Annotated in this window: 10 protein-coding genes; 1 reads left to right on the plus strand and 9 read right to left on the minus strand. The window is 73.8% G+C overall.

The genetic code is table 11. The features are described from left to right. Positions 1–182 precede the first annotated feature (182 nt). The 5 genes from AB0I29_RS06090 to AB0I29_RS06110 form a co-directional block, all read right to left on the minus strand. Complete coding sequence (locus AB0I29_RS06090) at positions 183–1715, minus strand: aldehyde dehydrogenase family protein (RefSeq protein WP_357479275.1); 1533 nt, start codon at positions 1713–1715, stop codon at positions 183–185. Between the two features lie 20 nt (positions 1716–1735). Further along, positions 1736–2878: a mandelate racemase/muconate lactonizing enzyme family protein gene (locus tag AB0I29_RS06095; RefSeq protein ID WP_285104470.1), complete on the minus strand. Its 1143-nt coding sequence runs from the start codon at positions 2876–2878 to the stop codon at positions 1736–1738. Continuing rightward, positions 2875–3783 carry a dihydrodipicolinate synthase family protein gene (locus AB0I29_RS06100; protein WP_357479277.1) on the minus strand — a complete coding sequence of 303 codons (909 nt, stop codon included), beginning with the start codon at positions 3781–3783 and terminating at the stop codon, positions 2875–2877. Before AB0I29_RS06100 ends, AB0I29_RS06095 begins: the two co-directional genes overlap by 4 nt. Then, positions 3780–5144, minus strand: coding sequence for an MFS transporter (locus AB0I29_RS06105; protein WP_357479280.1), 1365 nt, complete (start codon positions 5142–5144; stop codon positions 3780–3782). Before AB0I29_RS06105 ends, AB0I29_RS06100 begins: the two co-directional genes overlap by 4 nt. Before the next feature lie 165 nt (positions 5145–5309). Continuing rightward, entirely contained in the window at positions 5310–5972 is a 663-nt protein-coding gene (locus tag AB0I29_RS06110; RefSeq protein ID WP_285104854.1) for a GntR family transcriptional regulator, read from the minus strand. Between the two features lie 93 nt (positions 5973–6065). On the opposite strand from AB0I29_RS06110, the gene dinB reads away from it, so the two are divergent. Further along, positions 6066–7322, plus strand: a complete 1257-nt coding sequence (gene dinB / locus AB0I29_RS06115; protein WP_285104475.1) for a DNA polymerase IV — start codon at positions 6066–6068, stop codon at positions 7320–7322. A gap of 45 nt (positions 7323–7367) precedes the next feature. Here dinB and AB0I29_RS06120 read toward each other — a convergent pair whose 3' ends face one another. The 4 genes from AB0I29_RS06120 to AB0I29_RS06135 form a co-directional block, all read right to left on the minus strand. Then, a complete protein-coding gene (locus AB0I29_RS06120) occupies positions 7368–8924 on the minus strand; it encodes an FAD-dependent oxidoreductase (protein ID WP_357479283.1) in 1557 nt (518 codons plus the stop codon). A gap of 110 nt (positions 8925–9034) precedes the next feature. Beyond that, entirely contained in the window at positions 9035–10921 is a 1887-nt protein-coding gene (gene recQ, locus AB0I29_RS06125) for a DNA helicase RecQ (RefSeq protein ID WP_357479286.1), read from the minus strand. Positions 10922–11018: 97 nt separating this feature from the next. Further along, positions 11019–12185 (minus strand): aminotransferase class I/II-fold pyridoxal phosphate-dependent enzyme, encoded by a 1167-nt coding sequence (locus tag AB0I29_RS06130; protein WP_285104479.1) that lies wholly within the window; start codon positions 12183–12185, stop codon positions 11019–11021. 128 nt (positions 12186–12313) lie between these two features. Next, the gene (locus AB0I29_RS06135; RefSeq protein ID WP_357479289.1) at positions 12314–12766 is read right to left on the minus strand and encodes a hypothetical protein; all 453 of its coding nucleotides are present in this window, start codon (positions 12764–12766) and stop codon (positions 12314–12316) included. Positions 12767–12809: the final 43 nt, after the last annotated feature.

The raw sequence follows: 12809 nt of genomic DNA on the forward strand, positions 1-12809 counted from the left end.
CGACGATACGCCGATGTATCCGACGCCGCGCCCGAAGGGACGGGATTCACCCGCCCGGCGCGGACGGGTGGATCGGCTAGACTCGGGGCAGGCTTCCGGCGCGAGAGCGCCGGCGGGATCCGAATGAGACAGCGGATCGAGCGGCCCCGCGGCATCCACAGCCGCGGGGCCGCTTGTTTTCCTCACCCCTGCGGCAGCACCAGCTCCCCGTCGACGCGGACCGGGACGACCGGTGCCCCGTCCCGCAGCTCCGCCGGCAGAGCGTGCTCCGGCGCCTGCTGCCATGCGAGCGGACGCAGGAACCGGCGGATCGCGGAGGCGCCGACGGACGTGTGCAGCGAGTTGGTCGACGGCCACGGACCGCCGTGGTGCTGGGCCCAGCTCACGGCCACACCGGTCGGGTAGCCGTCGTACAGCACGCGCCCGGCGCGCGCCGCGAGCGCGGCCCGCGCGGCGGGCAGGTCCAGGTCGGTGGCGTCGCCCGTGAGGATGCTCGCGGTGAGCGACCCTTCCACCCGCTCGACGACGTCCACGGCCTCGGCCTCGTCCGCGTACCGCACGACGACGGCCAGCGGCCCGAAGCACTCCTCGACGAGCTCGGCCGTCAGCTCTGCGGCCGGGACCTCGAGCAGCGCCGGCCGCGTCGTCGTCCCCGTCCCGTCGGGCGCCCCGGTCCCCGGATCGGTCGATGTACGGGCCGCACCCTGCGCCCGGACGACGGCGTCGGCGGCCCGCGCCGTCAGCCCCCGCCTGTACGCGTCCGCCATGCCCGCCGTCAGGGCGGGCAGCGCGGGCGCCGCGTCGATCGCCCGCGCCACCGAATCGACCACCCGGTCGCCGTCCGCTCCCGCGGGTACCAGGACGAGCCCGGGCTTGGTGCAGAACTGCCCGCCGCCCTGGAGCACCGAGGCGGCGAGCCCCGCCCCGTACTCGTCCGCCCTGTCTCGCGCGGCGGTCGGCGTGACGAGCACCGGGTTGATGCTGCTGAGCTCCCCGTAGAACGGGATCGGCGCGGGACGGGCCGCCGCGGCGTCGGCCAGCGCACGCCCGCCGGCGAGCGATCCCGTGAACCCGGCCGCGCGGATCGCGGGGTGGGACACGAGGGCGACGCCCGCGTCGAAGCCGTGCACCAGGGCGAACGTGCCCTCGGGCGCGCCCGACGCCGCGACGGCCCGCTCGGCGAGCCGAGCCACGCGCTCCGACGTGGCGGGGTGTCCCGGGTGCGCCTTGACCACGACGGGGTTGCCCGCGGCGAGCGCCGAGGCCGTGTCGCCGCCCAGCACCGAGAACGCGAACGGGAAGTTGCTCGCCGCGTAGACCGCGACCGGGCCGAGGGACACCAGCATGCGGCGCAGGTCGGGGCGCGGGCCCATGGGGGTGGGGCCGGCGTGGTCGATCGTGGCCTCGAGGTAGGCGCCGTCGCGTACCACGCGGGCGAACGTCCGGAGCTGGTACGCCGTGCGGGTGAGCTCGCCGCCGAGCCGGTCGGGGCCGAGGGCGGTCTCGCGGTCGGCCTCGGCCACGAGCCCGTCCCGGTCGGCGTCGAGCGCGTCGGCGAGCGCCTCCAGGAGCCCTGCGCGCCGCTCGCGCGGCCACACGGCGAGCGCGCCGGCCGCCTGGGCGGCGCGGCGGGCGACGGCGTCGAGTCCGTCCGGGGTGGTCTCCCGGACGGCGAGCTCCCGGATCGCGCTGGTCCGGGCGTCCCTGCTGGTCACGGGGCTAGCACTCGGTGTCGTCACATCCATCCCGTCGACCCGTCCCTCCGCACCGGGACCCTGCGCTCCCAGTGCACCCAGTCGTCGTGCGCCAGCGCCGACTCGTCGATCTCGATGCCCCAGCCGGGCCGGTCCGGCCGCAGCTCCAGGTGCCCGTCGACCGGTACGTACGGGTCATGGCACCAGGAGACCTCGTCGAACTTGTACTCCAGGATCGAGAAGTTCCACGTCGCGGCCGCGAAGTGCACGTTGGCCGCCGTCGCGAGCGGCCCCAGCGGGTTGTGGGGTGCGACGGGGACGTCGTGCGCCTCGGCGAGCGTGGCGATCTTGCGCATCTGGGTGAGCCCGCCCACCACGCAGATGTCGGGCTGGACGATGTCGGCGCCCTGCACGTTCAGCAGGCCGAGGAACTCGTTCGGGGAGTAGAGCGACTCACCCGTGGCGAGCGGCACCGTCATCTCCGCGCGGATCCGGCCCCAGGCGGGCAGGTACTCCGGGCGGATCGGCTCCTCCAGGAACATCGGCTCGTCCGGGGCGAGCGCCGCGGCCAGGTCCACGGCCTGGCGCGGCTCCCAGAGGCAGCCGTGGGCGTCGAACGCGAACTCCCACTCCTCGGGATGGCTCGCCCGGATCTCGCCGAACCAGCGGCCGAGCTCGCGGGCGACCAGCCCGAACCGGGACCCCAGGTCGCGGCGGTAGGGGCTCAGCTTGAAGGCGTCCACGCCGTGGTTCTCGTGCAGCGCTGCCGTGCGGTCGCGCAGCTCGGGCACGTCAGGTGCGTCGTAGAGGCCCGCGTAGACGCGCACGCGGTCGCGCACGGCACCGCCGAGGAGCTGGTAGACGGGCACGCCGAGCCGCTTGGCGGCGATGTCCCACAGGGCGTGGTCCACCGCGGCGATGGCCGCCAGCCCCAGCGCCCCCTGCGGGAACCGGGCCGACTGGTGCAGGAGCTGGTTCACGTACGCGACGCGGGACGCGTCGATGCCCGCGATCTGGTCCGCGATGTACTCGATGATCGCGGGGTAGGCGAGGTCGGGGCCGTGGTTGTAGATCTCGGCCCAGCCGTCGATGCCGTCGTCTGTCGTGATCCGCAGGAGCACGCGGGGCCGGTTCCCGACCCGCTGCAGGTAGGTGGTGAGCCGGGCGATCGTCGTGCCGGTCATGCCGCAACCTTCCAGTCGTCGAGGATCCGCGTGATGGCGGCGCGGTCGGGCTCGGCCAGGGTGGTGCTGGGCGGCCGGACGGACCGGTCGCACAGCCCCATCTGGTGCATGGCCTCCTTGACCACGGAGACGTTGTCGGCGGACCGGTCGCGGGCCCGCAGCTGCTCGAACTCCCGGATGCGGCGCCAGACGGCGGCCGCGCGGGCCGCGTCGTCCTGCCGGAGCGCGTCCAGCAGGTCGAACGAGACGTCGGGCGCCACGTTGACCAGGCCCGAGGTGAACGCGCGCGCACCCGCCTGCCACGCCGACGGCGCGTACGACTCGGCGAGCCCGGCGATCCAGAGCAGGTCGGCGTCGGTGTCCTGCACCGTCTCGGCGAAGGCGACGGGGTCCGGCACGGAGTACTTGACCCCCACGACGTTGCCCGCCTGGTGCGCGAGCGCCGCGACGTCCGCCCCCCGGACGGCCGGGGAGCTGACGTACGGCAGGACGGCGAGGCCGGGCACCGCGTGCGCGACGGCGGCCACGTACTCGACCCAGCCCTGGCGCGACATGTAGGGGAGCACCGGCTGGTGCACCATGACCGCGTGCGCGCCGAGCTCGGCGGCCGCCTCGGCCTCGGCCCGCGCCGTGGCGGGGTCCAGCCCCACGCCCACGATGACGACCGCGCGGTCGCGGGCCACCTCGGTGACGGTCCGGGCGACATCGGCGCGCTCGCGCGGCGTCAGGGCGTAGAACTCGCCGGTGTTGCCGTTCGGGGTGATCGCGCCGAGCCCCGAGGTGATCAGGCGGTCGGCGAGCTGCCCGGTCAGGGCGAGGTCGACGCCGCCGTCGGGCGCGTAGGGGACGACGGGGATGCCGACGACCGTCCGCAGGCGTTCGACGACGTCGTGGTGCCCGGTCATGATGCTCCGTTCTGCTGGGGACTGTTCTGCTCGGGGCCGGCGTACTGCAGGGCGTCGGCCTGCTGTTCGACCGGCTTGATGCGCACCCACAGGCCGTAGATGGCGGCGCTCACGAGGCAGCTGATCGCGGCGAGGACGAGCGGCCAGAGGTAGGAGCCGCCGGACGCCGTCAGAGCCAGGCCGATCGCGATGGGGCTGATGAGGTTGCCGAGCTGCGAGCCGAAGTTCTGGAAGCCCGCCAGCGAGCCGACGCGCTCGGGGCTGGGGGAGACCTCGGCCGGCAGGCTGAGGATCGCGGCCCCGGCGAAGGAGTGCGCGGCGCTGGAGACGGTGAGGATCACCATGAGCACCACGTTGCTCTCCACGAACGGGCTGAAGCCGATGCACGCGCTGAGCACGAGGCCCGAGATGATCGGCACCTTGCGCGCGACGTTCGGCGAGAGTCCGGAGGCGAGCATGCGGTCGGAGACGATCCCGCCCAGCACCGTGGAACCGATGCCGATGACCGCGGGCAGGGCCCCGACCATGCCGAACTCCGCCTCGGTGAACCCGCGCTCGTTGAGCAGGTAGCTGGGGTACCACGTGAGGAAGAACGCCCCGGCGAGCGACCGGAAGACGTAGCCGAGCATCAGCGCCCAGGTCTGGTTGTCGCGCAGCAGCGCGCTCCAGCGCACCGGCTCCCCGCTGTGCCGCACCATCTCGGCCTGGTCGGAGCGGATGTGCTCCAGCTCCTCCGCGCTGACCCGCCTGTGGTTCTGCGGCGCGCGGTAGATGGCGAGCCAGCCGACGATCCACAGCAGCCCCACGGCGCCGATCAGGATGAAGGTCCAGCGCCACCCGGCGAAGACGGCGATCGACGTGACGATCGGGATCGAGAGGGCCGAGCCGATCTGCTGGCCCATGTCGAACAGGCTGGACGCGAAGGCCCGCTCGCGGCGCGGGAACCAGGTGGAGACCACCTTGATGTTCGCGGGCTGCACGGGCGCCTCGCCGATCCCGAGGCCCAGCCGGAAGACGATCAGGCTCGTGACGCCGGTCGCGAAGGCGGTCAGCGCCGTCCAGACCGACCACCAGCCCACGGCGATCGGGTAGATGACGCGCGGGCCGAACTTGTCCAGGAGCCAGCCCGACGGCACCTGGAACAGCGCGTAGGTCCAGAAGAACGACGACAGCAGCACACCCTGCACGGCAGGGCTGATGTGGAAGTCCTCCGAGATGAACGGCAGCGCGACGCTGAGGGCGGCGCGGTCGAGGTAGGCGATCGTGAGCCCGAGCGCCGAGAACGCGACGATCGTCCAGCGCATCTGGCTGCGTCGCGCCCGGGCTGCGACGGGCGCAGGCTGCTTTGTACTATTGAGCATCGTTGCTCCTTCATCGAGTGACGTGCGTGCTCCGCCATGGAGCACTCGTTCCAGAGGTGCGGCCCGGGAACTTGGCGGTGAACGGGCTGCACCTCGCTTGCGTCGCCGCGCGTGCCGACGCCAGGCCCTCAGGCCCGCCGGCGCTCGCGGCGCGGGTCCTGCGGGTCAGGCGGTCGCACCTCCCAGGCGGAGCCGGTCGAGGAAGCCGGCGATGTGCCGGCGGGTCAGGTCCGCCGCGAGGTCGGCGTCGCCGGCCTCGGCGGCGGCAAGGATCTGTGCGTGCTCCTGCGCCTCGTCGCGCCAGCTCGGCTGCTTGGCCCAGGTGGTGACGGCGGCGAGCGCCGTCTGGTCCCGCAGCCCCTCCAGCATGCCGGTCAGGATCGTGTTGTCGGCCGCCGCCCAGAGCGCCGCGTGGAACGCGCGGTTGGCGAGGCTGCGCTGCGCCGGCTCGGTCACCTCGGCGGCCCGTTCCAGCGCCGCGCGCGCGGCGGCGGTGTCCATGCCGCGCAGCACGCTGCGCCGGGTCGCCTCGGGTTCGAGCAGCAGCCGGGTCTCGTAGATGGCGACGGCGTCGGCCTGCGTCAGCTCCCGCACACGCACCCCGACGTAGGGCCGCACGACGACGAGCCCGCTCATCTCCAGGGTCTTGAGCGCCTCGCGGACCGGGGTCTTGGACATCGCCAGCTCCTGGGCGAGCTCCGCCTCGACGAGCGCCTGCCCGGCGGCGAGCCGGCCGCTGAGGATGCCCTCCTTGATGGTCGCGAGCGCGTGCTCCGTCCGGGAGGGAAGGGCGATCGGGGCGGGGGGCGTCGTCGGCACGTCGTACATCATATATGACGCTCAGGTGTGCCTGGAACCCGAACCAGGGAGGTGCCGGCCGGGGCCGGAGGCATAGAACACGTGTTCGAGTAGAATGTTGTCATGTCCGTCCGCGAGGCCACGATCCTGCACGCCGACCTCGACGCGTTCTACGCGTCGGTCGAGCAGCTGCTGGACCCTGGCCTGCGCGGACGGCCGATCGCCGTCGGCGGCGGACCGCGCGGGGGAGTCGTGCTCGCGGCCTCGTACGAGGCCAAGGTCCACGGGGTGCAGGGCGGGATGCCCGGCTGGCGCGCAGCCGGGCTCTGCCCCGACCTCGTGTTCGTCCGGGGTCATTTCCGGGAGTACCAGCGGCTCGGCGATGCCGTGATGGCCGTCCTGGCGGACGTCACGCCGACGGTCGAACGGATCTCGATCGACGAGGCGTTCCTCGACGTGTCCGGTGCGACACACCTGTTCGGCCCGCCCGCGGCGATCGGGGCGCGGATCCGCGAACGCGTCCGTGCCGAGGTAGGACTACCCATCTCGGTCGGCGCCGCGCGCACCAAGCACCTCGCGAAGATCGCCTCCCAGGTGGCCAAGCCGGACGGCCTGGTCGTCGTCGACCCCGGCGCCGAGCGGACCTTCCTCGACCCGCTGCCCGTCCGCCTGATCTGGGGCGTGGGCCCCGTGAACGAGCAGCGGCTGGCCGACCTCGGCATCCGGACGATCGGTGAGCTGGCGCGTACCCCGTCGTCCGCGGTCGAGCACATCCTCGGGCACGCCGTCGGGCACAAGCTCAGCGCGATGGCGCAGGACGAGGACCCGCGCCGGGTCGTCACCAGCCGCCGCGCGCGCTCCGTGGGGGCGCAGTCGGCCCTGAGCCGACGCCGTCCGGAGCCCGACGACGTCCGGGCGGTCCTGGCGCACCTGTCCGACCGGGTCTCGCGCCGGCTGCGGGCCAAGGGGCGCGCGGGGCGCACGGTGACGGTCGCGGTGCGGTTCGCGGGCATGCACCGGGCGACGCGGTCCCTCACGCTGCCGGTGCCGATGTCCGCCACGCTCACCCTCACCGAGGTCGCGGTGCGGCTGGCCTGGTCCGCCATCGAGGACGCCGCGCCGTGCGAGATCACCCTGCTCGGCGTCTCCGTCTCGAACATCGCGGACCAGGGGGCGGTCCAGCTCGAGCTCGACCTGCAACCGCCCGACCCGTGGCGCCCCGGCTCCGCGCCGGGCGCGGCACGGAGCGCCGTCGACGAGTCGATGGACGCGATCCGGACGCGGTTCGGCGGGGACGCCGTCGGCTACCTCCCCGTGGTGCTGCGCCGGGCCGGCGCCGTGCCGGACGAGTTCCGCGAGCTCGCCGAGCACGACCTGTGAGCACGTCTCGTCCTGGACCACCGGGACGAGCGTGCCGTCGCGCGGCTACCGGAGCGCGTCGAGCATCTCCCGCGCAGCCCGTTCGCCGGACTCGACGGCGCCGTTGAGGTAGCCCTGGCTCTCGATCGAGGTGTGCTCGCCGGCGAAGTGACACGTGCCGACCGGTTCGGCCTCGACGCCGGCGAAGGTCGTGTACTGCCCGACGGCGTAGTAGGCGTACGAACCGCGGGTCCAGCGGTAGCCCGGCCAGTAGTCCAGGGACGCCGCTCCGGTCCACGTGGGTGGGACTCCCGGCAGCACCGGCGTGAGCTGCCCCAGGAACCGGCGGGCGTACCGGGTGGCTGAGGCGTCGGCGAAGTCGAGCGCCACGTGTCCGCCGGTGAAGTTCGTGAGGATGCCCCGGACACCGCGCTGGCCGAGCGTGGTGTCCCAGGTGGCCTGGTAGCCGGTGTCGGCGAACGTGTCCCCGTCGCAGCCGGCCTCCTGCCAGGCGCGCCGGTCGAACTGCAGCACGAGCTTGGTGTTCTGCCCCATCGGCAGGTCCGCGATGGCCGTGCGCTTGAGCTCCGGAAACCTGGCCCCGCGCAGGTCGACGCGGCGCAGCAGCGAGAACGGCAGGGCGAGCAGGAGCCGGTCCGCGACCACCGTGGTGGTCCTCCCGTGGCGGGTCAGGCCCAGCGCGTAGCGGCCGCGGTCGTCCCGCTCCAGCGCGGTGAGGGCGGTGCCGGTCACGATCTGGCCGGGCAGGGCCTCGGCCAGGCGGGTGACGACCTGGTCGTTCCCGCCGGCCACGTGGAACACCTCGTCGGACTCGCCGAACAGCTGCGGGTCCTCGGCCGTGGAGTAGCCGAAGAGGTTGATCAGGTTGAGCGACGACTGACGGTCGATCTCTGCGCCGTACTCGATCGTGTAGGCCACGTCGAGCAGCCGGCCGAGCCTGGAGGACGGGCCGCCGGGCACATAGGCGTCGATCCACTGCCGGATCGACATCAGGTCCAGCTCGCGGGCCCGGGCGGTGTGGTCGTGGTACAGGATCGGGAAGCCGGCGGCCTCGGCATCGCTCTGGGCCTGCGGCAGGATCTCCCGCAGGTCGTCACGGACCTCGTCGACCAGGTACGGCACGTCGTCGAAGAAGTAGAACGGCTCCGTGCCCGGCGGGGTCGCCTCCGCCCGGTTCTCGACGTCCAGGCCGAGCTCGTCGACCAGGTCGAGGATCGCGGTGTGCCCGGTGTCGATGAGCTCCCCACCGTGCTCGGAGACCTGGCCGTCGCGCCAGCGGCGGTTCGACCAGCAGCGGCCACCGATCCGGTCGGCCGCCTCGTAGACGGTCGCGCCGTAGCCGGCCTGCCTCAGCCGGTACGCCGCGGTCAGGCCGGCCAGGCCGGCGCCGACGACGACGATCCGCGGGTGCCGCCTGCCGGGTCCGGCCGCTGCCGCGACCCCGGGCGCCGTCGCGGCGAACCCGAGTCCGGCACCGGTCGCCAGGGACCCGCCCAGGAACTGGCGCCGGGTGAGCCCGCCGGCCTTCGGCGCGCGTCCGTGCGTGTCGATCCCGACGTCCCGCACCAACCTGCGCAGGGCCAGGTGAAGAGGAGTTCGCATCGCCGCATACCTCCGTCAGCTCACGGATGAGCGTACGACCGGCCCGGCCCCGGCACGACGTCGGTTTCGCAGTGTGCAAAACCGAGGGCGATCGTCGACTCCGCCGCAGGTCACTCCTCGGCGCGCAGCGCCCCCAGGATCCCCTCGCCGTAGCGGTCCAGCTTGGCCTGGCCCACGCCGCTGATCCCGCTCAGCGCGTCCAGGTCGCCCGGCCGCTCCGTCGCCACCGTGCGCAGCGTCGCGTCGTGGAACACCACGTAGGCGGGCACACCCTGCTCCTTGGCGGCCGCAGCCCGCCAGGCGCGCAGCCGCTCGAACACCTCCTGGTCGGCGTCGGACAGCGCCACCGCGTCCGCCTTCGCGCCCCCGGACCGGGACGACCGGCGCGCCGCGCCCGCCGCCGGGGCAGGGTCGCGCCGCAGCCGCACCTCGCGCCGCCGGGCCAGGACGTCGCCGCTGGTCTCGGTGAGCAGCAGCGTGCCGTGGTTCGAGTCCACCTCCAGCAGGCCCTGCGCCAGGAGCTGGCGCGCCACGGACCGCCACTCGCCGTCCGACAGGTCCTCGCCCACACCGAACACCGTGAGGCCGTCGTGCCCCCACTGCGTGATCTTGGGCGTAGCCTTGCCCCGCAGGATGTCGACCACATGGCCCACGCCGAAACGCTGGTTGCGCTCGCGGTCCAGCCGGAACACGGCGGACAGGAGCTTCTGGGCGGCGACGGTGCCGTCCCAGGCCTCGGGCGGGTTCTGACAGGTGTCGCACGCCCCGCAGTCCCCGGGGTGCTGCTGGCCGAAGTAGCGCAGGAGCTGGGCGCGGCGGCACTCCACGGTCTCGCAGAGCGCCAGCATGGCGTCGAGATGGGACGACAGCCGGCGGCGGTGCGCGAGGTCGCCCTCGGACTCGGCGATCATCTTGCGCTGCTGGACCACGTCGGCCAGGCCGTACGCGAGCCACGCCGTCGACGGCAGGCCGTCGCGCCCCGCGCGGCCCGTCTCCTGGTAGTGGCCCTCGACCGACTTGGGCAGGTCGAGGTGCGCCACGAACCGCACGTCGGGCTTGTCGATGCCCATGCCGAACGCGATGGTCGCGACCATGACCACGCCGTCCTCGCGCAGGAACATCGCCTGGTTGGCCGCGCGCACCGCCGCGGGCAGGCCCGCGTGGTACGGCAGGGCGCGGATGCCCTGGTCGGTGAGCTGCTGGGCGGTCTTCTCGACCGACGCGCGCGACAGGCAGTACACGATCCCGGCCTCGCCGGGGTGCTCGGTGCGCACCAGGTTCAGCAGCTGCCTGAGCGGGCTGTCCTTGGGCGCGACGCGGTAGGTGATGTTGGGCCGGTCGAAGCTGGCGACGAAGTGCCTGGCCTCTGTCAGGCCCAGGCGGTCCGCGATCTCCTCGCGGGTGTGCTGGGTGGCCGTCGCGGTCAGCGCGATGCGAGGGACGCCGGGCCACCGCTCGGCCAGCGCGCCGAGGCGCAGGTAGTCGGGGCGGAAGTCGTGGCCCCACTGGGACACGCAGTGCGCCTCGTCGATCGCGAACAGCGCGATGGTGCCCTGGTCGAGCAGCCGGGCCGTGGACTCGACCCCGAGGCGTTCCGGCGCGAGGTAGAGCAGGTCCAGCTCGCCCGACCGGTAGGCCTGCTCCACCTGGCGGCGCTGGTCCGCGTCCTGGGTCGAGTTGAGGAAGCCGGCGCGCACCCCGAGCGCCTCCAGGGCGTCCACCTGGTCCTGCATCAGCGCGATCAGCGGCGAGATCACCACGCCGGTGCCCTGCCGGACCAGGGCCGGGATCTGGTAGCACAGCGACTTGCCGCCGCCGGTGGGCATGAGCACGAGGGCGTCGCCGCCGTTCGTCACCGTCTCGATGATCTCCTGCTGTTCGCCGCGGAAGGCGTCGTAGCCGAAGACGGAACGCAGCACGTCGAGCGGCGTCGGCGCCAGGTCGAGCGCGGGTCCTGTCACGTCGAGCTCGGGCGAGGCGGCGTCCGGGTAAGTCATGGCCGCCAGTGTGCCAGGGGACGCTGACACGGGCGGGACGGGCGGACGGCGTGGCCCGTCACGCGGCCGGACCGCTGCGGCCCGGCGGCCCGACCTGTCAGCGCGGCGCGAGCTCGCGCAGGGCCGGCAGCGCCCGCTGCAGCATGGCGGTGGTCGCGGTCAGGCTGATCCGGAAGTGCCCGGCCCGGTCGAAGACGGTGCCGGGCAGCACGAACACGCCGCGCCCGGCGAGCGCGGTGACGAAGCCCGGCGCGTCGCCGCCCGGCGCGGCGCTCCACAGGTAGAACGTGCCCTCGGGCACGGTGAGGTCGTAGCCCGCCGCGCCGAGCGCGGCGACCATGAGGTCGCGGCGCCGCTGCAGCTCGCCGACGTCGATCGAGACGGTCTCCAGGGCCGGCACCGCGTACTGCATGAGGGCGTCGGGGAAGCCCCAGCCGAGCCCCATCTGCAGGGGGAGCAGGGCGGCGCGCAGCTCGATGCGCACGTCGTCGGGGATCAGGGGCGAGAGCGCGAGGTAGCCGAGGCGCTGTCCGGGCGCGAGCAGGACCTTGCCGTAGCTGTAGTCGACCAGGGTCCACGGGTAGCACTCGGCCGGGCTCGTGAAGCCCACGCCGTCGAACCGGATCCTGCGGTACGGCTCGTCGGACAACAGCCAGATCCGGCGGCCGGCGCGCGCCGACGCGGCGTCGAGCACGCTCGCGAGCTCGACCAGCCGGTCCCGGGCGTAGACGCGGCCGGTCGGGTTGGCGGGGGAGTTCACGACGACGACGCGGGTGCGCGGCGTGATCGCCCGGGCGACGGCCTCGACGTCCAGGTCGAACCCGTCTGCGCTCAGCGGCGCCCGGACCGGCACCAGGTTGGCCGCTTGCAGCATCGGGGCGTAGAACCAGCCGGGCTCGGGGATCACCACCTCGTCCCCGGCGTCGGCCACGAGCCGGAACGCCAGCGCGATGGCGCCGAACGCGCCCTGCGTCATGGCCACGTCGTCCGAGTCGAAGGGGAGGCCGAGCTCGCCGCGCAGCCCCTCCGCGATCGTCTCCCGCGCGGGGGCTAGGCTGGTCTTGTAGGCGAACCAGTCCACGGCGCGGGGCTCGAGGTTGGTGCGCAGGGCGTCGACGAGGCCTCGCAGCGGCATCTCGTGCGGGTCGCCGAACGTCAGGTCGACGACGTCGCGCTGGCCGTCCATCGCGCGCAGCGAGACGAAGAAGGACGTGACGGGCTCGATGGCGTCCTGCGTCGCTCTGGCCCGGTCGGACAGCTCCATGCCGCGGCTCCTCTCGCGAGATGCGGCCGCCCCCGATGTTCCTCATGATGCCCCCGAACCGCCGGGCACACACGGTGGGCCGCTCGGCGTGTCGTGCGGCGTGGCGAGCCTTGCCGACCCCGTCCTGTCTACCGGAGCCGGCCCAGCTCCCCGGGCAGCAGCGCGAACGTCCGCTCGTGCGCGGCGCGGGCGTGGCGGGTCATGTACCCGGCTACCGGCCAGGGGGCGGTCACCTCGGTCGTCTCCGTGAGCAGGGCGCCGTCGCCCGACGCGATCGCCCGGGTGACCGTGCGCAGCGTGCAGCCCGGCGCGGCGCGCACGGACGACGTCAGCACGTCGTCCCCGGCACGCACCATGCGGGCCGGGAAGCGGATCGTGTACCGCAGCGGACCGAGCCGGGGCCGCTCGACGACGTGCCAGTCCTGCCACGGCCCGTCCGGGCCGGCGCCGCTCGCGACGACGTCGGCGGACACCAGGTAGGGGTGCAGGCCGCGATGCCGGGTGAGGTCCGCCAGGAAGTCGATCGCGGCGTGCGGGTCGACGGGGACGGAGGCGGTGAGCTCGAACCTGAGGGTGGTCACGCGAGGATTGTGGCGCACGGGCGTCCGGGGCCGGTCGGGCGCC

The sequence above is a fragment of the Promicromonospora sp. NPDC050262 genome, from assembly GCF_040655935.1.
Taxonomy (GTDB): domain Bacteria; phylum Actinomycetota; class Actinomycetes; order Actinomycetales; family Cellulomonadaceae; genus Promicromonospora.

Coding starts and splice junctions, on each gene's coding strand:
- AB0I29_RS06095 (WP_285104470.1), bottom strand. CDS start 2,878: ATGACCGGCACGACGATCGCCCGGCTCACCACCTACCTGCAGCGGGTC.
- AB0I29_RS06100 (WP_357479277.1), bottom strand. CDS start 3,783: ATGACCGGGCACCACGACGTCGTCGAACGCCTGCGGACGGTCGTCGGC.
- AB0I29_RS06105 (WP_357479280.1), bottom strand. CDS start 5,144: ATGCTCAATAGTACAAAGCAGCCTGCGCCCGTCGCAGCCCGGGCGCGA.
- AB0I29_RS06110 (WP_285104854.1), bottom strand. CDS start 5,972: ATGTACGACGTGCCGACGACGCCCCCCGCCCCGATCGCCCTTCCCTCC.
- dinB (WP_285104475.1), top strand. CDS start 6,066: ATGTCCGTCCGCGAGGCCACGATCCTGCACGCCGACCTCGACGCGTTC.
- AB0I29_RS06120 (WP_357479283.1), bottom strand. CDS start 8,924: ATGCGAACTCCTCTTCACCTGGCCCTGCGCAGGTTGGTGCGGGACGTC.
- recQ (WP_357479286.1), bottom strand. CDS start 10,921: ATGACTTACCCGGACGCCGCCTCGCCCGAGCTCGACGTGACAGGACCC.
- AB0I29_RS06130 (WP_285104479.1), bottom strand. CDS start 12,185: ATGGAGCTGTCCGACCGGGCCAGAGCGACGCAGGACGCCATCGAGCCC.